The organism is Pradoshia sp. Z3_51, from assembly GCF_058215915.1.
In genome coordinates, this window is record NZ_JBZAJC010000003.1 from 48,871 (window position 1) to 70,905 (window position 22,035).

General features: G+C 38.5%; 23 protein-coding genes. 7 read left to right on the top strand and 16 right to left on the bottom strand.

Translation table 11 applies throughout. The annotated features are described in order from the left end of the window. Positions 1-65: 65 nt before the first annotated feature. Positions 66-437 carry a hypothetical protein gene (locus AC4BHA_RS07400; RefSeq protein WP_490551130.1) on the bottom strand — a complete coding sequence of 124 codons (372 nt, stop codon included), beginning with the start codon at positions 435-437 and terminating at the stop codon, positions 66-68. A 153-nt stretch (positions 438-590) separates the two neighbouring features. On the opposite strand from AC4BHA_RS07400, the gene AC4BHA_RS07405 reads away from it, so the two are divergent. Continuing rightward, complete coding sequence (locus AC4BHA_RS07405) at positions 591-1,169, top strand: 5' nucleotidase, NT5C type (RefSeq protein ID WP_490551129.1); 579 nt, start codon at positions 591-593, stop codon at positions 1,167-1,169. Positions 1,170-1,208: 39 nt separating this feature from the next. On the opposite strand, the gene AC4BHA_RS07410 is transcribed toward AC4BHA_RS07405, so the two are convergent. From AC4BHA_RS07410 to AC4BHA_RS07420, 3 genes are read right to left on the bottom strand one after another with little or no spacing between them, the layout of a single operon-like run. Then, complete coding sequence (locus AC4BHA_RS07410) at positions 1,209-1,643, bottom strand: Fur family transcriptional regulator (RefSeq protein ID WP_066105166.1); 435 nt, start codon at positions 1,641-1,643, stop codon at positions 1,209-1,211. A 14-nt stretch (positions 1,644-1,657) separates the two neighbouring features. Further along, positions 1,658-2,491: a metal ABC transporter permease gene (locus tag AC4BHA_RS07415; RefSeq protein WP_490551128.1), complete on the bottom strand. Its 834-nt coding sequence runs from the start codon at positions 2,489-2,491 to the stop codon at positions 1,658-1,660. Positions 2,492-2,506: 15 nt separating this feature from the next. Further along, complete coding sequence (locus AC4BHA_RS07420) at positions 2,507-3,262, bottom strand: metal ABC transporter ATP-binding protein (protein ID WP_490551127.1); 756 nt, start codon at positions 3,260-3,262, stop codon at positions 2,507-2,509. Positions 3,263-3,409: 147 nt separating this feature from the next. On the opposite strand from AC4BHA_RS07420, the gene AC4BHA_RS07425 reads away from it, so the two are divergent. Next, positions 3,410-3,667, top strand: a complete 258-nt coding sequence (locus AC4BHA_RS07425) for a DUF2624 family protein (RefSeq protein ID WP_490551125.1) — start codon at positions 3,410-3,412, stop codon at positions 3,665-3,667. Between the two features lie 36 nt (positions 3,668-3,703). Here AC4BHA_RS07425 and AC4BHA_RS07430 read toward each other — a convergent pair whose 3' ends face one another. Together AC4BHA_RS07430 and AC4BHA_RS07435 are read right to left on the bottom strand one after the other, a co-directional pair. After that, positions 3,704-4,600 (bottom strand): deoxyribonuclease IV, encoded by an 897-nt coding sequence (locus AC4BHA_RS07430; protein WP_066105178.1) that lies wholly within the window; start codon positions 4,598-4,600, stop codon positions 3,704-3,706. Between the two features lie 21 nt (positions 4,601-4,621). Then, complete coding sequence (locus tag AC4BHA_RS07435) at positions 4,622-5,917, bottom strand: DEAD/DEAH box helicase (protein WP_225983608.1); 1,296 nt, start codon at positions 5,915-5,917, stop codon at positions 4,622-4,624. Between the two features lie 210 nt (positions 5,918-6,127). Between AC4BHA_RS07435 and vrrA the strand changes: the two genes are divergently transcribed. Both vrrA and AC4BHA_RS07445 read left to right on the top strand, forming a co-directional pair. Next, positions 6,128-6,736, top strand: coding sequence for a VrrA/YqfQ family protein (vrrA, locus tag AC4BHA_RS07440; RefSeq protein WP_139892582.1), 609 nt, complete (start codon positions 6,128-6,130; stop codon positions 6,734-6,736). A gap of 148 nt (positions 6,737-6,884) precedes the next feature. After that, positions 6,885-7,826 carry a 4-hydroxy-3-methylbut-2-enyl diphosphate reductase gene (locus AC4BHA_RS07445; protein WP_066105183.1) on the top strand — a complete coding sequence of 314 codons (942 nt, stop codon included), beginning with the start codon at positions 6,885-6,887 and terminating at the stop codon, positions 7,824-7,826. Between the two features lie 753 nt (positions 7,827-8,579). Here the strand turns inward: AC4BHA_RS07445 and AC4BHA_RS07450 are convergent. Both AC4BHA_RS07450 and AC4BHA_RS07455 read right to left on the bottom strand, forming a co-directional pair. Next, positions 8,580-9,701 (bottom strand): Nif3-like dinuclear metal center hexameric protein, encoded by a 1,122-nt coding sequence (locus tag AC4BHA_RS07450; RefSeq protein ID WP_490558386.1) that lies wholly within the window; start codon positions 9,699-9,701, stop codon positions 8,580-8,582. After that, positions 9,701-10,408: a tRNA (adenine(22)-N(1))-methyltransferase gene (locus AC4BHA_RS07455; protein ID WP_066105189.1), complete on the bottom strand. Its 708-nt coding sequence runs from the start codon at positions 10,406-10,408 to the stop codon at positions 9,701-9,703. The genes AC4BHA_RS07450 and AC4BHA_RS07455 overlap by 1 nt, the downstream gene beginning before the upstream one ends. Before the next feature lie 201 nt (positions 10,409-10,609). Here AC4BHA_RS07455 and AC4BHA_RS07460 point away from each other — a divergent pair, with 201 nt between their 5' ends. Genes AC4BHA_RS07460 through AC4BHA_RS07470 form a run of 3 tightly spaced genes read left to right on the top strand, consistent with a single transcriptional unit; the run spans position 10,610 to position 13,322 of the window. Then, the gene (locus tag AC4BHA_RS07460) at positions 10,610-11,413 is read left to right on the top strand and encodes a GDSL-type esterase/lipase family protein (RefSeq protein WP_490558387.1); all 804 of its coding nucleotides are present in this window, start codon (positions 10,610-10,612) and stop codon (positions 11,411-11,413) included. A 3-nt stretch (positions 11,414-11,416) separates the two neighbouring features. Then, entirely contained in the window at positions 11,417-12,337 is a 921-nt protein-coding gene (locus AC4BHA_RS07465) for an ABC transporter ATP-binding protein (protein ID WP_066105192.1), read from the top strand. Then, on the top strand, positions 12,330-13,322 hold the full coding sequence (locus AC4BHA_RS07470; protein WP_066105195.1) for an ABC transporter permease: 993 nt from the start codon (positions 12,330-12,332) through the stop codon (positions 13,320-13,322). Before AC4BHA_RS07465 ends, AC4BHA_RS07470 begins: the two co-directional genes overlap by 8 nt. A gap of 134 nt (positions 13,323-13,456) precedes the next feature. Here the strand turns inward: AC4BHA_RS07470 and cccA are convergent, their stop codons facing one another. The 8 genes from cccA to recO form a co-directional block, all read right to left on the bottom strand. After that, positions 13,457-13,813 carry a cytochrome c550 gene (gene cccA / locus AC4BHA_RS07475; RefSeq protein WP_066105198.1) on the bottom strand — a complete coding sequence of 119 codons (357 nt, stop codon included), beginning with the start codon at positions 13,811-13,813 and terminating at the stop codon, positions 13,457-13,459. Between the two features lie 373 nt (positions 13,814-14,186). Beyond that, entirely contained in the window at positions 14,187-15,323 is a 1,137-nt protein-coding gene (gene rpoD, locus AC4BHA_RS07480; protein ID WP_066105200.1) for an RNA polymerase sigma factor RpoD, read from the bottom strand. 37 nt (positions 15,324-15,360) lie between these two features. Then, positions 15,361-17,178 (bottom strand): DNA primase, encoded by a 1,818-nt coding sequence (gene dnaG, locus AC4BHA_RS07485; RefSeq protein ID WP_139892589.1) that lies wholly within the window; start codon positions 17,176-17,178, stop codon positions 15,361-15,363. Between the two features lie 41 nt (positions 17,179-17,219). After that, positions 17,220-17,711: a YaiI/YqxD family protein gene (locus AC4BHA_RS07490; RefSeq protein WP_066105206.1), complete on the bottom strand. Its 492-nt coding sequence runs from the start codon at positions 17,709-17,711 to the stop codon at positions 17,220-17,222. 245 nt (positions 17,712-17,956) lie between these two features. Continuing rightward, positions 17,957-18,763 carry a pyruvate, water dikinase regulatory protein gene (locus tag AC4BHA_RS07495; protein ID WP_066105209.1) on the bottom strand — a complete coding sequence of 269 codons (807 nt, stop codon included), beginning with the start codon at positions 18,761-18,763 and terminating at the stop codon, positions 17,957-17,959. Positions 18,764-18,807: 44 nt separating this feature from the next. Beyond that, the gene (gene ccpN, locus AC4BHA_RS07500; protein ID WP_066105212.1) at positions 18,808-19,446 is read right to left on the bottom strand and encodes a transcriptional regulator CcpN; all 639 of its coding nucleotides are present in this window, start codon (positions 19,444-19,446) and stop codon (positions 18,808-18,810) included. 135 nt (positions 19,447-19,581) lie between these two features. Next, a complete protein-coding gene (locus AC4BHA_RS07505) occupies positions 19,582-20,964 on the bottom strand; it encodes a glycine--tRNA ligase (RefSeq protein ID WP_066105215.1) in 1,383 nt (460 codons plus the stop codon). Between the two features lie 295 nt (positions 20,965-21,259). After that, complete coding sequence (gene recO, locus AC4BHA_RS07510; protein WP_066105218.1) at positions 21,260-22,012, bottom strand: DNA repair protein RecO; 753 nt, start codon at positions 22,010-22,012, stop codon at positions 21,260-21,262. Positions 22,013-22,035: the final 23 nt, after the last annotated feature.

Below are 22,035 nucleotides of genomic sequence, written 5' to 3' on the forward strand. Positions count from 1 at the left end.
TAAAAATCCAATCCCTAAACTATCCTGAGATTTGAAAGCCCATAACCGATTTCAGGCCTACTGTATTAGAAAAAGGGATATACCAAAAGACCAGCAACAACAGAAAATACACCAATTACTATTGCTGCTATCCCCATCATACGCGATTCAGTTTTCATCGCAAAAATCCCTGCGACAATGCCAATTGTCCCAAAAATCACCGGCATAAAAAATAGAGAGGCAATTGACAAGGCTAACGCCACTATACCAAAGCTGCTAGCCTTAGAAGTGGTCTTATTATTATTTTCTGTTTGACTTTGACGTCTGTATTCAGCAGAATCCATAAATTCTGCCCCGGTCTCCTCACGATAATTGAGCTTTTGACACACGTCTTCATTTTTAAATTTATCTCTTTTATTTCTGGCATTCCAATGTCTTTTTGAGGCTGACAATAGCATTCCCTACCTTCCTTTATTGAAGCCTTCCTAGTTTGCTCCATAAAAGGCTAACTCATAAGCAGGGATTGTTTCATGAATCTACAAAATTTAGAAAAGCAATTTGTCGCATTTTGATGTAAACTACAGACAAACATATTTTGGAGGAAATGCTTCATGTCAAAACCTAAACGTTTTGGAATAGATATTGATGGTACCATCACTACACAGGATTCCATGCTTCCTTATATCAACAAAGCCTTTCGCTTGCAATTAACATTAGAGGATATTAACCAATATGAATTTTATCCGTTTGTAAATGTTCCAGAGCATGAATTTGATCTTTGGTTTCAAAAACACGAACCCATCATTTATTCTGAATCACCTATGGCAAAAGGTGCCAAACGAGTTTTACAGGAATGGAAAGAAATATATGAACTGTTTTTCATCAGCGCCAGAAATCAAACTTTATTGCCAGTTACAAAGGAGTGGTTCAGTAAAAACGATTTACTGTATCACCACATCGAATTAATCGGTACGCATAATAAGGTTGCAACGGTAAAAAAACACAAAATCGATCTTTTCTTTGAGGATAAGCACGATAACGCTGTTGCAATCGCTGAAGAATGTGAAATTCCAGTCATCTTATTTGACGCACCTTATAATCGGATGGCTATCCCAAACAATGTAATCAGGGTGGAAAATTGGGCGGAAGCCTATCAGTGGGTAAACCATTGGGCTAAGGAAAATCGGTAATAAAAAGGAGCCACTCTCCAATCGCAGAATGGCTCCTTTCTAGTTACTTTGTTGTATATTCTCTTGCAAACAATCTGGGCATCTTCCGTATATTTCAAATTTATGTCCTGAAATATCATATCCTTTAAAATCCTCTGTTATTTTTTCCATTGGACATAACTCTACATTACGAGTTTTTCCGCATTCCATACAAATGAAATGATGGTGATGATGATTTCCAACACAAGCAAATCGGAATCTTTTTTCACCAGAAAGCTCAGTGGTTTCTAGAATCCCTAAGTTTGCATACAAGGATAAATTTCGGTATATCGTGTCATAGCTCATACCTGGGTATGAACTTTTCAATTTTTCAAGGACTTCTTTGGCTGTTAAATAACGATTGCTCTTCGAAAAAAGTTCAAGCATGTCTTCACGCTTCTCAGTGTATTTGTAGCCCTTATCTTTCAAGAGTTGTATTGCTTCTTTAACATCCATCTTCAGATACCTCCTTACGCAGTCATTCTCCATTTCTTGATAAAAATTGTGATTAAAAGAATGATAATTGCCAATACAACGATTGTACCACCCGGAGCAAGATTTAAATAATATGATGTGAATAATCCGCCTATTACAGCCAATTCTCCAAACAGAATGGAAATAAAAATGGTTTGTTTAAACCCCTTCGCTACTTTTAAGGCAGCCGCTACCGGTAAAGTCATTAATGAAGAAACAAGCAGGACACCCACAATTCTCATAGAAATGGCAATAACCAAAGCAACGAGCACGATAAAGATAAAATGAATCGCTTTAGCCGGTATTCCGGAAGTTTTAGCATGCTCCTCATCAAAGGATAAAAGGAATAATTCTTTATATAGGAATATAACAATTGCGATAACAGCAATACTGATTGCCAAAACAATCCATAAGTCTGTCCGACTTACCGCACTGACACTTCCAAATAAATATCCAAATAAATCAGTCGTGAAGCCATTAGCGAGCGAGATAAAAATCGCTCCCAGCCCTACTCCTCCGGAAAGAATGATTGGAATGGCAAGTTCCTGATAATGTTTATAGACGGAACGCAGTCGCTCTATAAAAAGCGATCCCGTTACCGAGAAGGCCATCCCCATATATAAAGGATTAATAGGACCCATTGCAGGCACTTCCTTACTTAGTAACAAACTGAATGCAATTCCAGTCAGGGTTACATGGCTAAGGGCATCTGCAATTAAGGAGAGTTTTCGAACTACAATAAATACACCCAACAGCGGAGCAATAATACCAATTACAATCCCTGCTAGAAAGGCATTTTGTAGAAATTCATACTGAAACATTGATAACATACTACTTCCTCCAAATTAATGATCATGTGTTAATGTATAAACATCATGGCCATAAAAAGCTGACATATCCTTATCATCTAAATGTTCATATTCACATGTATTCCCGTGAAAATGCAATTGTTTATTTAGACAAGCAATATGAGTGACCTTTTCTGTAATGGTACCAGTATCGTGAGTAACCAAAATAAGTGTCAATCCAAGGTTACGGTTTAAATCGTAAAGCAGGTCATAAAAATTAGTAACATTCTTTACATCTACACCAACTGTAGGTTCATCCAGTATTAACATAGCAGGATCGCTGACCAGTGCTCTTGCAATGAATACCCGTTGTTGCTGACCGCCCGATAATTCTCCAATTGGTCTTTTGATGAAATTCTTCATTCCTACTTCTTTGAGCGCTTTCACCACTTTTTGGCGATGAGTTTTATTATAGAAACGAAAAAGTCCTATTTTCTTCGTTAATCCGCTAGCTACAACTTCTTCCACTGTGGCTGGGAAACCACTGTTAAAGGAATTGGCCTTTTGTGATACATAGCCAATTTTCTCCCAATTTTTAAATTTGTTTATTTTCTCACCGAACAAGAAAATCTCACCTTGCTGTACTTTATTTAATCCAAGCATCAGCTTCAGCAATGTTGATTTGCCAGAACCATTCGGCCCGACAATAGCGAGGAAATCTCCATCCTTGACGGATAAATTAATATCTTCCAGAACGTTTTCTCTCTCATATTTATAAGTAACATGTTCAATTTTAATTAAGTCATTATTCATAATCGGCCACCTGTTAATAAGAATGATTACGATTTATCTCAAGTAGTATACAGGACAATTTCAGTAAAGTAAACACATTTACTTAATATTGTATAATTTAGTTCATTTTTTTCTGTCCTTTTCATATGGTAAACATGGGGTGGTAATTTGAAGCTATTTGAAAGCATTGTTAACTTAAAAATCAATCGTATCACTGCCAGTGAATTGCTTGATTTTGCCGGACAGAATGGTTTAACTTTAAAAAAAACGGAAGCTGAGGAAATAACCAAACTAATCCGGGGGAAATCCGTAAATATTTTTGATCAGACTGAACGAAAACAGCTTTTAAAAAATATCGAGAAAATTACCGGTGCAGAGAAAGCACAGAAAATCGAGAAAATATTTTATAGCATGACCGGAATTTAAAAAGGAAGCAGTACAGATGTACTGCTCCCCTTCTCTTTATACCGTTTGTCCAAGCATGGAAGCTTGAAAATCTACCCAAGCTCCATCTCTTAGCATATCAATTTCATGTTTATACGGTGCTTTTTTGTTTGTTTTATCCGTACCCACAAATGGAGTCTCTAATATTTTTGGTACAGAGCTTAATTGTGGATGATGGACAATGTAATGAAGAGGTTGAAAACCAATCTTTCCATACCCGATATTTTCATGTCGGTCTTTTCTCATTCCGCATTCATTTTTACTGTCATTAATATGCAGCACTTTAATACGATCTACACCGACAGTTTTATCAAAATGATTTAAAACGCCATCAAAATCATTCACAATATCATAACCCGCATCATGCGTATGACAAGTATCAAAGCAAACACTCAGCTTGTCATTGTGTGTAACTCCATCGATAATCATCGCTAATTCTTCAAAACTTCTTCCACACTCTGAGCCCTTGCCGGCCATCGTTTCCAATGCGATTTGGACTTTTTGATCAGGGGTAATGACTTCATTTAATCCCTCGATGATCTTTTTAATACCTACTTCTGAACCTTCTCCGACATGAGCACCTGGATGCAATACAATTTGGTAGGCCCCCAGAGCTTCCGTCCGTTCGATTTCCGAACGAAGAAAATCAACACCCAATTGGAAAGTAGCGGGATTTACTGCGTTACCGATATTGATAATATAAGGAGCATGGACAACGATATCACTCATTCCATTTTCCTCCATATGCAATAGGCCTGCTGCAATATTTAAATCCTCGATTTTCTTTCTTCTTGTGTTTTGAGGAGCGCCTGTATAAATCATAAATGTATTGGCACCATAAGAAGCTGCTTCTTCACTTGCGCCTAAAAGCATTTTCTTTCCGCTCATGGAAACATGTGATCCAATTTTAAGCATCCATTTGCCCCCTTTTATCTTTTATCTTTTCTTTAAGCGTCTTTCTCTCTTTTTGATTTTTTCTACTTCTGCTTTAACTTTCTTTTTATAGCCAGGCTTTACTTTACGTAAATGCTTAGAGAATTTACCATAATTCTTTACCTCACCGGCTGCTTTAGGTGAATTTTTACGTTTTTTACGCTTATTGCGGTCATCAATTTCAACCCATTCACCTTTTACTACGTCACGGTTGCTGAATGTTACACCCATGGATTCGAGTTTATTCAGAGCTTGATCATCCTTCTCTTCATAAAGGGTAACAGCGACTCCGGACATACCTGCGCGCGCTGTACGGCCACAGCGATGGATATAGAAATCCAAGTCCTGAGGAAGTTCATAGTTAATCACATGACTTACACCTTCAATATCAATACCTCTTGCTGCTAGGTCTGTCGCTACAACATATTGATATTTAAGAGCATTAATCTCTTTCATAACCCTTTTTCTTTCTCTTGCCGGTAAGTTACCGTGTAGTCTTCCTACCTGCAATCCCTTTTCAAGGAGGGCATCTGCCAGCTCATCTGCGTTTTGCTTTGTGTTAGCAAAAATAAGCACAAGGAAAGGATTTTGAAGTTCAATAATTGACTTAACCAATTGAACCTTGTCTCGGTGTCTAACAGGAACGAGAATGTGCTCCAATTTTTCTACAGACACTTTTGTCGGATCCACATGGATATGTTTCGGATTGTTCATATACTTTTTCAAGAATGGCTGTAGCTTTTCTGGAATTGTCGCAGAAAATACTAGCATTTGCAGCTTAGGAGCCATCCTTGAAGCGATTTTATCCACATCTTCCATAAATCCTAAATCAATCATTAAATCAGCTTCATCAACTACTAAAATATCGGCAGAAAAAACACTCAACGCATTTTCTTCCGATAAATCTTTAATACGACCAGGTGTACCGATCACAAGCTGAGGTTGAACGGTGAGCTTGTCAATTGAACGTTGTTTATCTGTTCCACCTACATAGCTTTTTATATGAATTTGTTTATCTTCAGGAAATTTCTCATTCAAAGAAACAGCAGCTTTATAAATTTGGGCCGCTAATTCTCTCGTCGGTGCCGTAATTACAGCCTGTACTTCCATCTTTTCCTGATTGATTTTAGCCATGATCGGCAATAGAAAAGAATGGGTTTTTCCAGTGCCAGTTTGTGACTGCCCTATAATACTCTTACCGCTAAATACAGCTGGAATGACTCTTTCCTGTATGATTGTCGGCTCCTTAAATCCTACCTTCTCAACAGCTTCCAATACATATTCGGGTAACTTAAACATTTTAAATGAACTCATTTTTTACCAACTTTCTGACATGCTTACAAGCTTTTTAGCAACTATCCTTCTCATATTACCTTATGTGAAGGACTAATAACAAGTTTTTGTAGATTAAAAGCCTATTCTTTCATATATTCGCACTTTACCGTCCCTAACTGACATATTCTATTATGGGAACTTAAGTAAAATATTGAATAGAAAGGAGGGTTAAATATGCCGCCTATGAGACCACCCATTTTCGGCCCGCCACGAGGACCAGGCTTTATCAGAGGTTCTGCCCCACCACAATTTAATACAAGAGGATTATTCGGTCCACCTATGCCAAGGAGAGGAATTCCTTTTGGAGCAGCAAGTGCTCCCAAGCAAGGAGGAGGATTTCTGGCTTCTTTGTTTGGCAGAGGAGGAGGTTCCGGCTTGGCACAGGGTGCCGGTACAGCTGCTAAAGCTGCCGGAGGAGGTTCCACTTTAACAAATTTTATGAACAGTACGCAAAAGGTGTTAGCAGCAGGGGAACGTGTGGTACCAATGGTTCGCCAAGTTCAGCAATATGGACCTTTAATTAAAAATTTACCATCCATGTGGAAAATTTATCGGGGATTAAATGCAACTACAGCAGAAGATCAAGAAGAAGCTATCGATCAGGTCGACTCAAACATTTTGGAGTCATCCAACCATATAGAATCTTCAGCTTCTCTTAAAAGCTCTAAAAAGGAAAAGAATGAATCTAGCGAAATAGACTATTCACACGAGCTTCCTGGAAGCACAATAATAAAATCGAAACCTCAAAATGTGAAACCATCCCTGCCAAAGCTTTTCATCTAACTATACAGCGCCCCTAAAAGGAGCGCTTTTCTACATATGCAATATCTCCCGAAGGATTTCTTTTTGTAAGTTTTTAATCACTCGCTTATAATATAAGAAACACTCCATCTGTCAAACAGACATGGAGCAAGGAGGTTTTTTTGAATTAATGAAAGTAGTTAAAATTTCCCCAAGAGGATATTGTTACGGCGTTGTTGATGCGATGGTTATCGCCAGAAATGCCGCTTTAGATAAAACTTTGCCACGCCCTATTTATATTCTGGGTATGATTGTTCATAATCAGCATGTAACGGAAGCGTTTGAACAAGATGGGATTATCACCCTCGACGGCAAAGACCGTAAAGAAATAATCGAGAAGGTTGATTCCGGCACTGTCATCTTTACTGCTCACGGTATCTCACCTGAAGTAAGAGAAATTGCCAAACAAAAGGGGCTTGTAACGATTGACGCAACCTGTCCGGATGTAACAGCAACTCATAATTTAATTGAAGCAAAAGAAAAAGAAGGATATGATATCATTTATATCGGTAAGAAAGGCCACCCGGAACCTGAAGGCGCCGTTGGTGTAGCCCCGGATATCGTCCATCTCGTTGAGTCCAAACAAGATATTGATGACCTCACAATTGAAAACGAGAAAATCATTGTGACCAACCAAACAACTATGAGTCAGTGGGATGTTGCCGACTTAATAGATGAAGTTAAGAAAAAATATCCTGCAGCAGAAATTCATAAAGAAATTTGCATGGCTACTCAAGTCCGTCAGGAAGCTGTTGCTGAGCAAGCAAAAGACCTTGACGTTCTTATTGTAGTTGGAGATCCTAAGAGTAATAACTCAAACAGATTGGCACAGGTATCGGAAGAAATCGCCCATACAAAAGCCTATCGAATTGCTGATGTCAGCGAATTGGAAATAGAATGGATTAAAGATGCTCAAGTAGTTGGTGTAACAGCTGGAGCATCCACACCAACACCTATTACCAAAGAAGTCATTACATTCTTGGAACAGTTCGACCCGGCTGATTCATCGACATGGAAAACGGAAAAGAAAGTACCTCTTTCCAAAATATTACCTAAAGTGAAAGTGAAATAATGCAATAGCTACAAAGAAAAAAGGACCCAGGGGTCCTTTTTTCTTTTTATTACTCTATCTTCAGGCCTTAACCGCTCGAGTCATCATAAGACAGGACGTTTTGGTCACAAAGACGTGGCCACACAACGTGGCGTTCTTAGTCTTTGTTCCTCAACCAATCGTCTCAACTTTTTAGTCAATCCAGCTTCGACGGCTAGAAGCTCAGGACATAAGCATGACCTCTACAGGAGGAAAGAACACCTCCTTCCGAGCCCCTGTCTTATGCTCCTCGCGGGCCTACAGGATGTAGGTCATGAAGACGTTTCCACAGGACGTGGCGCTTTTAGTCTTCGTTCCTTTTACAGCCCTTCAGCCTTTTATGTAATCCAGCTTCAGGGCCTAACCGCTCGAGTCATAAGTGTAGCTGCTGCGGGAGAAAAAAGCGTTCTCCCTACGCACCTCCTCTTATGCATCCCCTACGTGCCTTTGTCTTATGCTCCTCGCTCCTGAGCAAGGCCCTTCAGCTTTTTATTTAATCTAGCTTCGACTCCTAGTCCCTCGAGTCATAAGGATAGCCTCTGCGGGGGAGGAACATCCCCTCCGAGCCTCTCTCTTATGCTTTTCAGGCCTGGACAGTCGTCTCAGCCTTTTAGTCAATCCAGCTTCGACGGCTAGAAGCTCAGGACATAAGCATGACCTCTACAGGAGGAAAGAACACCTCCTTCCGAGCCCCTGTCTTATGCTCCTCGCTTCTGGGCAAGCCGCCTCAGCTTTTTAGATTACCTGGAATGGATTTGTGTCTATTTCTGATGCGATAAATTCTACCTCATAGCCAGCGTTTTTGCATAGGGAGGTCATTTTTTTAGCGACGCCCTGTTTCATAATTTTTTCAACATTATGGCCAGGGTCAATGATATTCATGCCTTCTTGTTTAAAATCAACGGCTGTATGGTAATAAATATCTCCAGTAATAAATACGTCAGCACCAGCAAATTGAGCTGTTCTTACAAATTTATCACCGTCTCCACCTAAAACAGCTACCTTCTTCACTATCGCGTCCAGATTCCCGATTACACGAACAGAAGTTACATCCAGTGCCTGTTTGACATGCTCTGCATATTCTCTTAAAGACATAGCCTCTGAGATAGCACCTACTCGACCTAAACCAAATTCCTTACCTGACTCGTTTTCAAGAACATACAAATCGTAAGCGACTTCTTCGTAAGGATGAGCTTTGAGCATTGCTTTTACGACTTTGTTTGTAATAGATTCCGGAACAATTACTTCTATTTTTACTTCTTCTACGTGTTCAAACTCGCCAGAAGACCCAATATACGGATCTGCCTCTTGATTTGGCTTAAATCTACCCGTGCCTGATAGGGTAAAACTGCAATGACTGTAATTGCCCAAATTGCCTGCACCAGCTTTTCCTAATGCTTCACGCACTTCAGTTTCAGCTGAAGTAGGCGTATATACGGCTAATTTGTAAAGTTTTTCTCGATGGGTAACCTTCAAAACAGAAGTATTCTCTAGTCCCAATGCATCAGCAAGCATATCATTGACCCCGCCCTCCGCGATGTCAAGATTCGTATGCGCTGCATACAGAGCAATATCATTTTTAATTAATTTTTCAATCGTTCTCCCTGCAGGCTGATCAGGGATGATTTTTTTTAATGGCCGAAAAATTAACGGGTGATGTGCAATTATTAAATCTACACCTTGATTTACAGCTTCATCAACCACTTCTTCCGTTACATCCAATGCCACAATAACTTTCTTTACTTTTTTAGCAAGACTACCTACCTGCAATCCAATTGGATCTCCATCCTCAGCTAAATATTTGGGAGAAAAGCTTTCAAAAAGCTGGATGACTTCATAACCATTCGGTGTTTTCATTATTGAAGCGCCTCCTCTACCAACTCTATGGATTTTTGGATTTCTTCTTTCTTTTCCTGAGTCCGTTCGTTTTCACTGGACTCTATTTGTTTCAAAATCTTATTCCAATGCTTTAACTCCATTGTCCACTTTTTCATAAAGATAGGATTCTTTTCTTTCAATAAAAATGGCCCCATTAATTCTGCTGCTTCAAAAGGTAATTCTCGATAAGACTTCAATGGCTCTCCTTTTTCCGCTACTAAAATTTCATATATTTTTTCGTCCTCTTCCAGGATTTCTTCCGCTTTCAATTCCCAACCCTCGGCAATCAGCCATTTCCGGATAAACTGAGCACCAATATTGGGTTGAAGAATTAAGGTCTCCCGTCCTGATAGTTTAGATTTTCCGTTTTCTAAAATACTCGTTATTAAAGACCCACCCATACCGCATATTGTAATGGATGTTACTTCTCCATGAGATATGACTTCCAGCCCATTTCCTTTACGAACGGATATAGAGTCTTCTAGCTTAGATTCCCTCACCTGGCTTAACGCAGATTGAAACGGACCTTCCACTACTTCTCCTGCAATAGCTTTTTGCACGATGCCTTCTTTAACTGCATAGCAAGGCAAATAAGCATGGTCAGATCCAATATCAGCCAAAACACTGCCCTTTGGCACATAGGAGGTTACTCGCGTTAATCTTTTTGATAATTTATCTACATTCATTACTTCATACTCCACTCTTAATAGGAATTCATTTATTTCTTTAGTATAAGAAAACTCATCCCCTATTGCAAAGGACTTTCTTCAGAACATATTTTTCAGCCAAAATATTCCTCCTTGTTTCAATATTTTGGTTTAATAGAGATAGGAACGTGAAAACTGAAACTATATCAACATCCAAACTATAGTAAAGCAGGTGCGTAAATGAGAAAAAGGTGGGTAACCGGTACAATCCTTATCATTAGTTTACTGACAGCGTTTCTATTACTCGTTGGCTTTATTCAGGGTACCAGGGCAGTTATAAACCCTAAGGAGATTAATCAGTATAAAACGGTAAAAGAGAAAGAGCCGCTTACTAAAAAAGACACCACAAAATTGTCTATTGTTGCTCTTGGCGATTCTTTAACTCGAGGTGTTGGCGATGATAGCGGAGATGGATATGTAAAAAGATTAAGCACCAAATTAACAGAGGACTATAATCAGAAGATTAGCTTGTCCAACCTCTCAATCAGCGGAGCTAAAACAACCGATTTACTAACCCTTCTTGATACTTCAGGCACCAAGCATACTCTTAAGAATGCTGATTTAATAGTTATGACAATTGGAGGAAATGATCTCTTTCCCGGTGTCGAAACATTAACAACCAACCTCGCTGAATATATACCAGATACAAATACTTTTGTTAATAACAGCAAGAAAATTATCGAGATAATCCGGTCAAATAATGCGGATGCACCTATCTATTGGATCAGCCTGTACAATCCCTTTGAAGAATTCAAGGAATTAGGGGACACGTCTAAGTTTGTTATTGACTGGAATCACCAGCTGCAAACATTAGCTACCCAATACCCCGAATTACATATCATTCCGGTATTTGACTTATTTCAGGGTCAAGGAAAAAACTTTTTGTACACGGATCATTTTCATCCAAATAAAAAAGGCTACGAGGCTATATCAGAACGATTAATCCAGTCCATCGCAAGCCAACAACAGTTGGGAGGGGATTGATTAATGAGTCAATCTGTATTAAAAGTAGATCATTTAACCAAAGTCATTAAGGGAAATCACCTTGTTGAAGATATCAGCTTTGAAGTGAAGCATGGAGAAGTTTTTGGTTTTTTAGGGCCTAACGGTGCAGGTAAGACAACTACCATCCGAATGCTGGTCGGTTTAATTAAACCAACAAAAGGAACCATTACAATTGCTGGTTACAACCTGCGAACATCATTTAAGCAAGCCATGCGCCAGGTAGGCTCGATTGTAGAAAACCCCGAGCTCTATACGTATCTGACAGGCTGGGAAAATCTCAAACAGTTTGCCCGGATGCTCGGAGATGTCCCGGATAACAGAATCGAGGATATTATAAGGCAGGTAAATCTTGAAAGCAGAATACACGACAAAGTTAAAACTTATTCTCTTGGGATGAAGCAACGCCTTGGAATTGCCCAAGCGTTACTAGGAAATCCGCAATTATTAATATTAGATGAACCTACTAATGGCCTTGATCCATCGGGAATACGGGAATTACGTGAATTTGTCCGTTATTTAGTTGAAACAGAAGGTATCAGCGTATTTATATCCAGTCACTTATTAAGTGAAATCCAATTAATGTGTGACCGGGTAGCCATTATCAATAAAGGAAAAATGATTACCGTTTCTACGGTTAAGGATTTACTTGATCATTCCAGAGACAGGGTCGAGTGGAAGGTCACTCCTATAAGAGAAGCATATGACCTATTGAAAACAAAAGAAAACATACAAGATCTACAAATAAAAGATAATCTGCTGATTTGCAGTTTACAATCGGATTTAATCAGTACATACAATCGATTATTGATTGAAAATGGGATTAACGTACATTCTGTTTATGAAAAGACATTAACCTTAGAGGATCTATTTATGGAGCTGACAGGGGGAATCAATCATGATTGAGTTCGGTAAACTCGTATTTAACGAAGCAGAAAAAATAATTAAAAAGCGGCGTATTGCCGTTATCATCCTAATCCTGTTAGTTCTGATTCCAATTTTCCTTTATGCTCAAAACCAACAGACAAAAGAAACTGAGAAACGGATGGGTACAGATGACTGGCGCGTTGTTCTTCAGCAGAGAATTGTCGAAGGTCAGAACCGCCTTAGCAGTACCGGGATATCAGAAGAGTGGAAACATTATTTAAGCATTCAGGTTAAACAGCAACAATACTATTTGGAGCATGATATTAATCCAAGCTCTCCGGGTGCTCCAACATTTGTAAGGGAGTTCCTAAAGCAGGGAATCGGCATGTTTATACCTTTACTCGTGATGATAGTGGCGATTGATATAATCAGCGGAGAGCGCAGTGACGGCACAATAAAATTATTACTAACCCGACCTGTGAAAAGGTGGAAGATTCTTTTAAGCAAATATGTGACACTGCTCCTATTTATTTCATTAATTGTTTTAATTGTTATAGCTATGGCTTATTTGTTAGCTGGAATATTCTTTAATTTTTCGGGCTGGAAATTACCGATAGCGACAGGGTTCGAATATGCTAATGGCAACTTGATTACTGATTCCATCCGGCTCATTCCACAGTGGCAATATATTTTAATGTCAGCAGGACTCGTTTGGTATGTCAGCGTTATCGTAGGTACAATCGCTCTTATGGTCTCTATACTGATTCGTAACACGCCTGGTGGTATGGGGGTTATGTTTGCTTCCCTTATTGCAGGCGCTATTTTAAAAGGATTTGCAACGGCCTGGGATGGGGCAAAATATATTTACAGTGTGAATATGGAATTAATCGACTATCTATCAGGTAGTATGCCCATGGTTGATGGAATGACTTTACCTTTCTCCTTGTCCATTTTAGCAATATGGGGACTTGGCGCCCTGCTTGTTTCCTTTATTGTATTTACCCGACAGGATATGCTTAGCTAATGTAAAGAACTTTCCACTTAAGCAAGCTTATTCTCAAATAACAGAAAAAGACAAAAACAGGCTAAGGAAAACGAAATCGTTTCCTTAACCTGTTTTTAAAATAGGGAACCTCTTTTAGAGTCCCGCTCGTATACTTATTTTAAGCCAGCTATAAACTCAACCATATCGTCAACTTTGTCTTCTGGGACAAGTCCGCCAGGCATCATGCCTTTACCATTTACGATACGATCTTTAATAAGCTCTTTATCCGTAACCCCAGTTAGCTTCGGACCTGCTCCACCTTCATAATTACCGCCATGACAAGATAAGCATTGTGCTTTATAAATGTCTTCAGGTTTATCAGCACTTGCTGTTTCTTCTGTTTTTCCACCTTCTTCTTTCTCCTTGGCCATTTTATCAGCATCCCCAAGGCCCTTAATGGATAAGAAAAAGACTAGTGTAAGACCAATCACCATAATTAAAATGTATGGCATAAATGCATTGTTTTTCATAGTAGTTCCCCTCCCCTATGTAAATACTAATTAACCATCAACTTACATTTACCCTTCTTTATTTTACTGTAAAAACCAATTTTGGAAAAGTTATAACTTGCATTTTCTTCAAAGTTTTCTACAATTCAAATCAATTTTCGGGATAACATTCCCAGTCAATGACATGGTATTTCTCTATATTCCACCCCACTGAAAACTCTTTACATACACTCCCCTAAGCCAGTTTATTGATTTCAAACAACATTAATATGTACTGATAAACCGAACCACTCAAGGTCAAAATGAATAGGTCTACTTTATTACAATAAAAAAACAGCTCTACTTAGAAAATCCAGTAGAGCTGTTTTATTTTCAAACCAATTTATGGTATATTCTATTCTAAGAAATCCTTAAGACGTTTACTGCGACTCGGATGGCGTAATTTACGAAGAGCTTTCGCTTCGATTTGTCGAATACGCTCACGTGTTACACCAAATACTTTACCAACCTCTTCCAATGTACGGGTTCTGCCATCATCTAACCCAAAACGTAAACGAAGAACATTCTCTTCACGGTCTGTTAAAGTATCCAATACATCTTCCAGCTGTTCTTTCAATAATTCATATGCTGCATGATCAGAAGGAGATGTGGCATCCTGGTCTTCAATGAAATCTCCCAGGTGAGAGTCATCTTCTTCACCAATTGGTGTTTCTAATGATACAGGTTCTTGAGCAATTTTTAAAATCTCGCGAACTTTTTCCGGTGTTAAGTCCATTTCTTCAGCTATCTCTTCTGGAGAAGGCTCGCGTCCTAAATCTTGAAGGAGCTGTCTTTGGACCCGGATTAGTTTATTAATGGTTTCTACCATATGCACCGGAATACGGATTGTTCTGGCTTGGTCAGCAATAGCACGAGTGATAGCTTGTCTGATCCACCATGTTGCATACGTACTGAATTTGAAACCTTTACGGTAGTCAAATTTCTCAACTGCTTTAATTAACCCCATATTACCTTCCTGAATCAAATCAAGGAACAACATGCCGCGTCCTACGTATCTTTTCGCAATGCTGACAACGAGACGAAGGTTAGCTTCCGCCAGACGTCTTTTCGCTTCTTCATCGCCTTCTTCTATACGCTCTGCCAAAACAATTTCTTCTTCAGCAGATAATAGATCAACACGACCAATTTCCTTTAGGTACATGCGTACAGGGTCATTAATTTTTACACCTGGAGGAACACTTAGATCATTTAAATCAAACTCTTCTTCTTTTTCAAGTTCCTGAGTCCCTGGATTATCATCAGCATCACTTTCATTCACTATATCAATACCCTGTTCTCCAAGATATTCATAAAATTCATCCATTTGTTCTGAATCAAGCACGAAGCTGGAAAGTCTCTCTGCTACATCCTCATAGGTAAGGCGGTTTCGCTTTTTCCCTAGCTCTGTAATAAATTCTTTTACCTGATCTAATGTCATTTCTGTGTTGTTATCTACTTCTTTTTCTTTGGAACGTGCTGACTTTTCAGCCATTTGTTCCCCTCCTTCTCAATCCACTTCTTATTTAAAGTCATAAAGAATTTCTTAACGAGATGAGCTCGATTCCTAATTCGACAGCACGGCTTGTGTCCTGTCTTCTTGTGGCCTCAAGTAGCTCTGCCTCTTTTTCCTTAATGACTAATAATTTTTGATATTTAGTGATTTGGTGGACATAATCATTTAATTCCTGTTCACTCGGATCGTGATTATAGGTCATCATTTCGATTTCTGTTACAATCTTACGTAAATTTGGATCCGGAAGAAAATGCAGAAACAAACTTGTATCAGCTTCGTGGTCTTCTTCATAAAAAGCAAATAAATACGTAATAATGGCCTGGTGATCATCCACTATCATCTGATTTTCTCCAAGCATTTTTTGAATACGAAATGCAAGTTCACGATCATGGAGCATTAAAGCCAGCAAAGTCTCCTCTGCTTTTATATAAGCAGGTTTCATCCGATTATCCCTACGCACAGTAGCAAATGCTTGCATTTGGTTATTCGGATTAGGAGAGTTTTTTGCCTTCTTATTATGTTTACCCACTTTGCTCTGTTGATTAAGCAAAGAATCAAGAGAAAGTGTGAATTCTGTAGCAATTTGCCTCAAATAAAATTCTCTTTCCACTTCACTATCAAGCTTTGCTGTTTCACGAAGGACTTGATCGATGTAGTCCATCTTATCTCCTTCGTTTGCAAAGTTCTTCCCTCTTTTATGGTAAATCATTTTAAAAGAGATATACGTATGAGCGGCCCCTATTATATCATTTTGGAATTTTTCTTCTCCAAATTCCTTGATATAGTCATCGGGATCATACCCATTAGGCATGACTGCAATTTTCACCTGACAGCCGCTCTCCCGAATCAAATCAGCCGTTTTATTTGCTGCCTCTATCCCCGGGGCATCCGAATCATAACAGATGATAATGGTATCTGTACTTCGTTTAAGCAATTGAAGGTGCTGTTCCGTTAATGCTGTACCCATCGTTGCAACACCATTGTGTACCTCTGCACGATCTGCAGATATACAATCAGCAAATCCTTCAAACAAGATAGCTGCGCCTTTTTTTCTTATAAACGGGCGAGCCAGATGATAGTTATATACTATTTTGCTCTTGTTAAATAGAGGTGTCTCAGGACTATTTAAATACTTTGGTTCATCACCGGCTGCAAGCGCTCTTCCAGAAAAAGCAATTGTTTTACCTTGCCTGTCAAAGATCGGAAACATAATTCTATTTCGGAATCGATCGAAATAATTCTGTCCGTCTTCCCGTTTAACCAGCAAACCTGCTTTTTCCATACGTTCGATTGAAAAGTTTCGCTTCTTTAGGAAATTATGCACATAATCCCAGGAATCCAATGAGTACCCTATCTGAAATTTTTCTATGGATTCCATTGTAAATCCACGACTCAGCAGATATTCCAGGGCGTCCTGACCCTGTTTTGTATTTACAAGCAAATGATGGTAAAATTTCCTTAACAGCTCATGTGCTTCCTTCATATCATCGAGTTCATGACGGGGCTTTGTCCCATCCGAAGATTCATTTTCATGAATATCTAATGGTATATTGGCCCTCTCAGCCAAACTTTTTGCAGCTTCTGTGAAGGAATATCCTTCTATGTCCATTAAAAATGTAAATACATTCCCTCCGGCACCACATCCAAAACAATGGAAGATTTGTTTATCAGGGGCTACAGAAAATGATGGACTGTTTTCATTATGAAATGGACATAGACCAAAGTAATTTCGACCTTGTTTTTTTAGCTGAACATATTCACCAACGACATCAGCGATATCATTTTTATTGCGAATTGCGTTCACTGTTTCTTCTGGTATTAATTGGTTTTTCAAATTTTAACACCTGTTTCATAATAAGCATGAATAACTTAATTCTATATCGGTCCCTGAAATCCTTCAATTTTCGACAATATTTTTTGTAATGCTTCCGAAAATTTATTTTTATCAAGGTCCTTTATTTTCCTTGGCCCTTTTTCATACTTGCCGGATCTCCTTGCTTTTGCATTCAAATGCCTGGTTTCAAGAAATGAATCAATTTCATTATCTGTTATCTCTTTACCTCTTGATGTTAAGACGTAAGCATGTTTAGCAAGACATCCTGCAGCCAATCCTATATCTTCAGTAATTACAATATCATGCCGCTTTAAATGATTTAATATATATAAATCTGCCGCATCTCTTCCCGGTTCTACCCATTTCCAGGTAACATCAGGATAACGGTCGGTAGTATTGGTATAGGCTGCCACAAAGTTAATATCTACTTCATATGGTTTGCATACGCTCAAAACCTCTTCTTTAACCGGGCAGGCATCCGCATCTACAAAAACCGTTAAACGACTCTTCCTTTGTATTTCTACATCTCTCATCTTAATCCTTCTTTTTTCCAGGCTGATTATCCATTTGTCGAATTATTTTTTTTAGGACTTCTTGACTTTTTGTTTTTTAAAAGCTTATTCTAGTTTATTCCTTTATAAATAACTCTAAACCTGATGAAAGGTATTTTATCACGATTTTTTATTATAAAATAAATCTTGTCAAATTGCCACACTTTTCACTCGTATAACATAATCCTATATTTTACATGTAAAAAACATGCTTCCGCATGCCTTTTTTATTGTTGTTTATTTACGATATTAACAATAATATTTGCAGTTTCTTCTACGGCCTTATTAGTTACATCAATAACTGGGCAATTTAATTTATTAACAATTGCTTCAAAGTAAGCTAATTCTTCTTTTATGCGATCCATATTTGCATAAACCGCACTATCATTCAATCCAAGAGACTTTAAACGTTCTTTTCTGATATTGTTTAATTTTTCACTGCTAATCGCCAATCCAATGCACTTATTAGGATTTATCTTGAATAATTCTTCAGGAGGTTCAACTTCTGGAACAAGCGGGACATTCGCCACCTTAAATCGTTTATGTGCCAAAAATTGAGATAAAGGAGTTTTTGAGGTACGTGATACACCCAATAGTACAATATCAGCCTTGACAATTCCTTTTGGATCTCTTCCATCATCATATTTCACTGCAAATTCAATTGCCTCAACACGCTTAAAATAATTTTCATCCAGCTTTCTAACCAATCCAGGTTCATTTAAAGCTTGTTCTCCAAACTTATTTTCAAGCGTATCGATGAAAGGTCCAATTATATCAAAGGATACGATCTCTTTTTCTGCAGCTTTTTTAGCCATATACTCGCGTATTTCCGGCTTTACCAATGTATAAGCAATAATTGCATTATCCATTTCAGCTAAGCTCAATACCTCATCAATGGTCGATATATCTTCCACGAATGGTATTCGCTTAAGCGTGATATTATGATTACTAAATTGACTCACTGCTGCCTTTGTCACAAGGTCAGCTGTTTCACCCACTGAATCCGAAACCACATATATGATAGATTGATTCATTGTCTCCTCCAGTAATGAATAATTTCTCTTTTATCTAAAATTGGTTAATGGTCGTCTCTCGCCAAACCAACAAACGCCTTTGTAATGTTTGTTTTAGTTAACCGGCCTGTGACTTCAAAGCCTTTTGGACTCTTTTTAACAACCGGTAGGGCATCAATCTGCTTATCGATTAATTTCTCTGCCACATCAATCAGCAAATCTTCTTTCGTACATATCGTAATATTAGGCATCCTTGTCATAATAATATGTACCGGAATACTGCTTAATTCCTGTTGACCGAGACTAGCTCTTAACAGATCTTTCCTGGAAAGAACACCAACAAGAAGCGACTCTTTATCCACAACAAATAAAGTACCCACATCTTCCAAAAACATGGTGCATATTGCATCATAAACAGATACACCTTCACTGACAACAATCGGTATAGACTGATAATCTCCGACCAATAGCTTTTTAAGATTATCCGTGAGCAATTGGGTTTCCGTCCTGCCTGTGTAGAAATACCCTACACGCGGCCTTGCATCCAAATAACCAGCCATTGTCAGAATCGCTAAGTCTGGGCGCAATGTTGCACGTGTTAAATTTAATTGTTCGGCAATATTTTCGCCTGTAATCGGCCCATTATCTTTAACAATTTGAAGGATCTGTTCTTGTCTTTTGCTTAGTTCGATCTTACTCACCACCCTAAAGTGCCCATATACTTAAATTATATAATTTAATTATAAACTATTTATCCATGAAGTGTAATAAATCCACTTAATTTAAAATAAGCCTGCCCAATAAGGGGACATCGCATTCCTTATTGAGCAAGCTTTACCTTAAAATTTAATTTTTGCTTGTAAAAAGGCTGGAAGTTCTTCGATACTGATACGAGTTTGCTCCATTGTATCACGGTCACGTACAGTTACTTGCTTATCCTCAACTGAATCAAAATCATATGTGATACAGAAAGGTGTTCCAATTTCATCATGACGACGATATCGTTTACCGATAGAACCAGCTTCATCATAGTCTACCATAAAGTCCTCTGACAGTTTGGCAAATACTTCTTTTGCCCCCTCAGAAAGCTTTTTGGACAACGGCAATACTGCAGCTTTGTATGGCGCCAGTGCCGGATGAAGATGCATTACCGTACGGGAAGTACCATCTTCAAGCTGTTCTTCTTCATATGCATCAATTAAGTAAGCCAATGTAACGCGGTCTGCTCCCAGAGATGGCTCAATACAATAAGGAATATACTTTTCGTTTGTCTCAGGATCCAAGTAGTTGAAGTCTTCTCCTGAATACTCCATATGTCTCTTTAAATCAAAGTCTGTACGAGAAGCAATCCCCCAAAGCTCTCCCCAGCCAAATGGGAATTTATATTCAAAATCAGTGGTTGCATTACTGTAATGAGATAGTTCTTCCTCCTCATGGTCACGAAGGCGGAAGTTTTCCTTTTTCATACCTAATGATAACAGCCAGTTTTCAGCATAATCTTTCCAATATTGGAACCATTCCAGTTCAGAACCTGGTTTGCAGAAGAATTCCAATTCCATTTGTTCAAATTCACGTGTACGGAATGTAAAGTTACCTGGTGTAATCTCGTTACGGAAGCTCTTACCAACCTGAGCAATACCAAAAGGCAATTTCTTTCTCATTGTACGCTGTACGTTTTTAAAATTAACAAAAATACCTTGTGCTGTTTCAGGACGAAGGAAGATTTCATTTGTACTTGTTTCAGTAACACCCTGGAATGTTTTAAACATTAGGTTAAATTGTCTAATTTCCGTAAAATCCTTTGCTCCACAATCTGGACATGCAATATCATTCTCTTGAATCAATTCTTGCATTTTATCAAAAGATAAGCCATCCACGATCATTTCTGTACCTTTAGCTTGCAATGCATCCTCAATCAATTTATCCGCACGATGACGAGCTTTACATTTCTTACAATCAATCATTGGATCATTAAAGTTTCCGATATGACCGGAAGCCTCCCACGTACGTGGATTCATTAATATTGCAGAATCAAGGCCCACATTGTATGGTGATTCTTGAATAAACTTCTTCCACCATGCTTTTTTAATATTGTTTTTTACCTCTACGCCAAGAGGGCCATAATCCCACGTATTCGCAAGTCCTCCGTAGATTTCGGAGCCGGGAAAAATAAATCCTCTATGTTTCGCGTGTGACACAATTTGATCCATTGATACTGTCATATTCGTTCTCTCCTTTGTACAAATTAAAAAAACTCTCGTCTCTATGCTTTTTAAGAGCATAGGGACGAGAGTTAACCCGCGGTTCCACCCTATTTGCCGGTTTTCCGGCCACTTTGTATGCGTTACTCCAGACTGCCTTCTTTGGTTGATATGTTCCGGCTTACACCAGCCCCGGACTCGCTTGGCATATCGTAATCCAAATACTACTTTCCTTCGCTGTAACTACATATTAATTTATCTCACATTCTATACAATAACGACCTACATTGTCAATACAATCATATAAAGGAAATGATTAAAAATTCCCTTTAAATTTATTCATTTGATTTAAAAAACGCTTTGCCTTTAATTCTACACCTAAGTACTCGCCATAGTACGCATCCAGGACTTTTCGGATTTCCTGTTTGGTCTCATCTTTAATAGATATGGTACCAAGGCGATTTAAGTCCATGTAATACAAGATACGCAAAATCCTAACGACAGCCGGTGATATCTTAATTTTATAAGGATCAATATGCTCGCATCGATGACATAATAACCCGCCTTCTCTTACAGAAAAGGAAAATGTACCGTCCTGTGCTCCACAATTCACGCATCGGCTTAACTCAGGTCCGAATCCAAAAACGTTTAACATCTTCAATTCGACTATATTCATAATGACTTCCGGATCATATTCCTCATTGATATAATGGAGCGATAAATAAATTAGGTCATATAAGGATGGGTGAGGTTTTCTCTCCTCTGTTCCTTTATCCAGTAATTCAGCGATAAAGGCAGCATAGGCAGTTAAGAAAATATCCTCACGAATGGAACGGAAGGATTCTTTGGTCTCCGCTTGCTGTAATTGACCCAGCCCACGGCTCGCCTGAAATAAATATGTACCATAATGAAACAACTGAGTGACAGCTGAGAAGCGGCTGTTTGGCTTTTTCGCTCCTCTAGCCATCACTCCAATTTTTCCAAATTCTCTGGTATATAACGTAATAATTTTATTTGTTTCACCATAGTCAGTACTGCGAATGACAATTCCTTCGCACTTTGTTAGCACGTCACTCACTCCAATATGACGGC

Excerpts from the sequence above, each read along its gene's own strand:
- AC4BHA_RS07505 (WP_066105215.1), bottom strand. The coding sequence starts at position 20,964 with ATGACAGTATCAATGGATCAAATTGTGTCACACGCGAAACATAGAGGA.
- rpoD (WP_066105200.1), bottom strand. The coding sequence starts at position 15,323 with ATGGCTGAAAAGTCAGCACGTTCCAAAGAAAAAGAAGTAGATAACAAC.
- AC4BHA_RS07405 (WP_490551129.1), top strand. The coding sequence starts at position 591 with ATGTCAAAACCTAAACGTTTTGGAATAGATATTGATGGTACCATCACT.
- AC4BHA_RS07410 (WP_066105166.1), bottom strand. The coding sequence starts at position 1,643 with ATGGATGTTAAAGAAGCAATACAACTCTTGAAAGATAAGGGCTACAAA.
- AC4BHA_RS07495 (WP_066105209.1), bottom strand. The coding sequence starts at position 18,763 with ATGAATCAATCTATCATATATGTGGTTTCGGATTCAGTGGGTGAAACA.
- AC4BHA_RS07415 (WP_490551128.1), bottom strand. The coding sequence starts at position 2,491 with ATGTTATCAATGTTTCAGTATGAATTTCTACAAAATGCCTTTCTAGCA.
- vrrA (WP_139892582.1), top strand. The coding sequence starts at position 6,128 with ATGCCGCCTATGAGACCACCCATTTTCGGCCCGCCACGAGGACCAGGC.
- AC4BHA_RS07455 (WP_066105189.1), bottom strand. The coding sequence starts at position 10,408 with ATGAATGTAGATAAATTATCAAAAAGATTAACGCGAGTAACCTCCTAT.
- cccA (WP_066105198.1), bottom strand. The coding sequence starts at position 13,813 with ATGAAAAACAATGCATTTATGCCATACATTTTAATTATGGTGATTGGT.
- AC4BHA_RS07435 (WP_225983608.1), bottom strand. The coding sequence starts at position 5,917 with ATGTTTAAGTTACCCGAATATGTATTGGAAGCTGTTGAGAAGGTAGGA.
- AC4BHA_RS07430 (WP_066105178.1), bottom strand. The coding sequence starts at position 4,600 with ATGCTTAAAATTGGATCACATGTTTCCATGAGCGGAAAGAAAATGCTT.
- AC4BHA_RS07490 (WP_066105206.1), bottom strand. The coding sequence starts at position 17,711 with ATGAGAGATGTAGAAATACAAAGGAAGAGTCGTTTAACGGTTTTTGTA.
- AC4BHA_RS07460 (WP_490558387.1), top strand. The coding sequence starts at position 10,610 with ATGAGAAAAAGGTGGGTAACCGGTACAATCCTTATCATTAGTTTACTG.
- AC4BHA_RS07420 (WP_490551127.1), bottom strand. The coding sequence starts at position 3,262 with ATGAATAATGACTTAATTAAAATTGAACATGTTACTTATAAATATGAG.
- AC4BHA_RS07470 (WP_066105195.1), top strand. The coding sequence starts at position 12,330 with ATGATTGAGTTCGGTAAACTCGTATTTAACGAAGCAGAAAAAATAATT.
- AC4BHA_RS07445 (WP_066105183.1), top strand. The coding sequence starts at position 6,885 with ATGAAAGTAGTTAAAATTTCCCCAAGAGGATATTGTTACGGCGTTGTT.
- AC4BHA_RS07450 (WP_490558386.1), bottom strand. The coding sequence starts at position 9,701 with ATGAAAACACCGAATGGTTATGAAGTCATCCAGCTTTTTGAAAGCTTT.
- AC4BHA_RS07465 (WP_066105192.1), top strand. The coding sequence starts at position 11,417 with ATGAGTCAATCTGTATTAAAAGTAGATCATTTAACCAAAGTCATTAAG.
- AC4BHA_RS07400 (WP_490551130.1), bottom strand. The coding sequence starts at position 437 with ATGCTATTGTCAGCCTCAAAAAGACATTGGAATGCCAGAAATAAAAGA.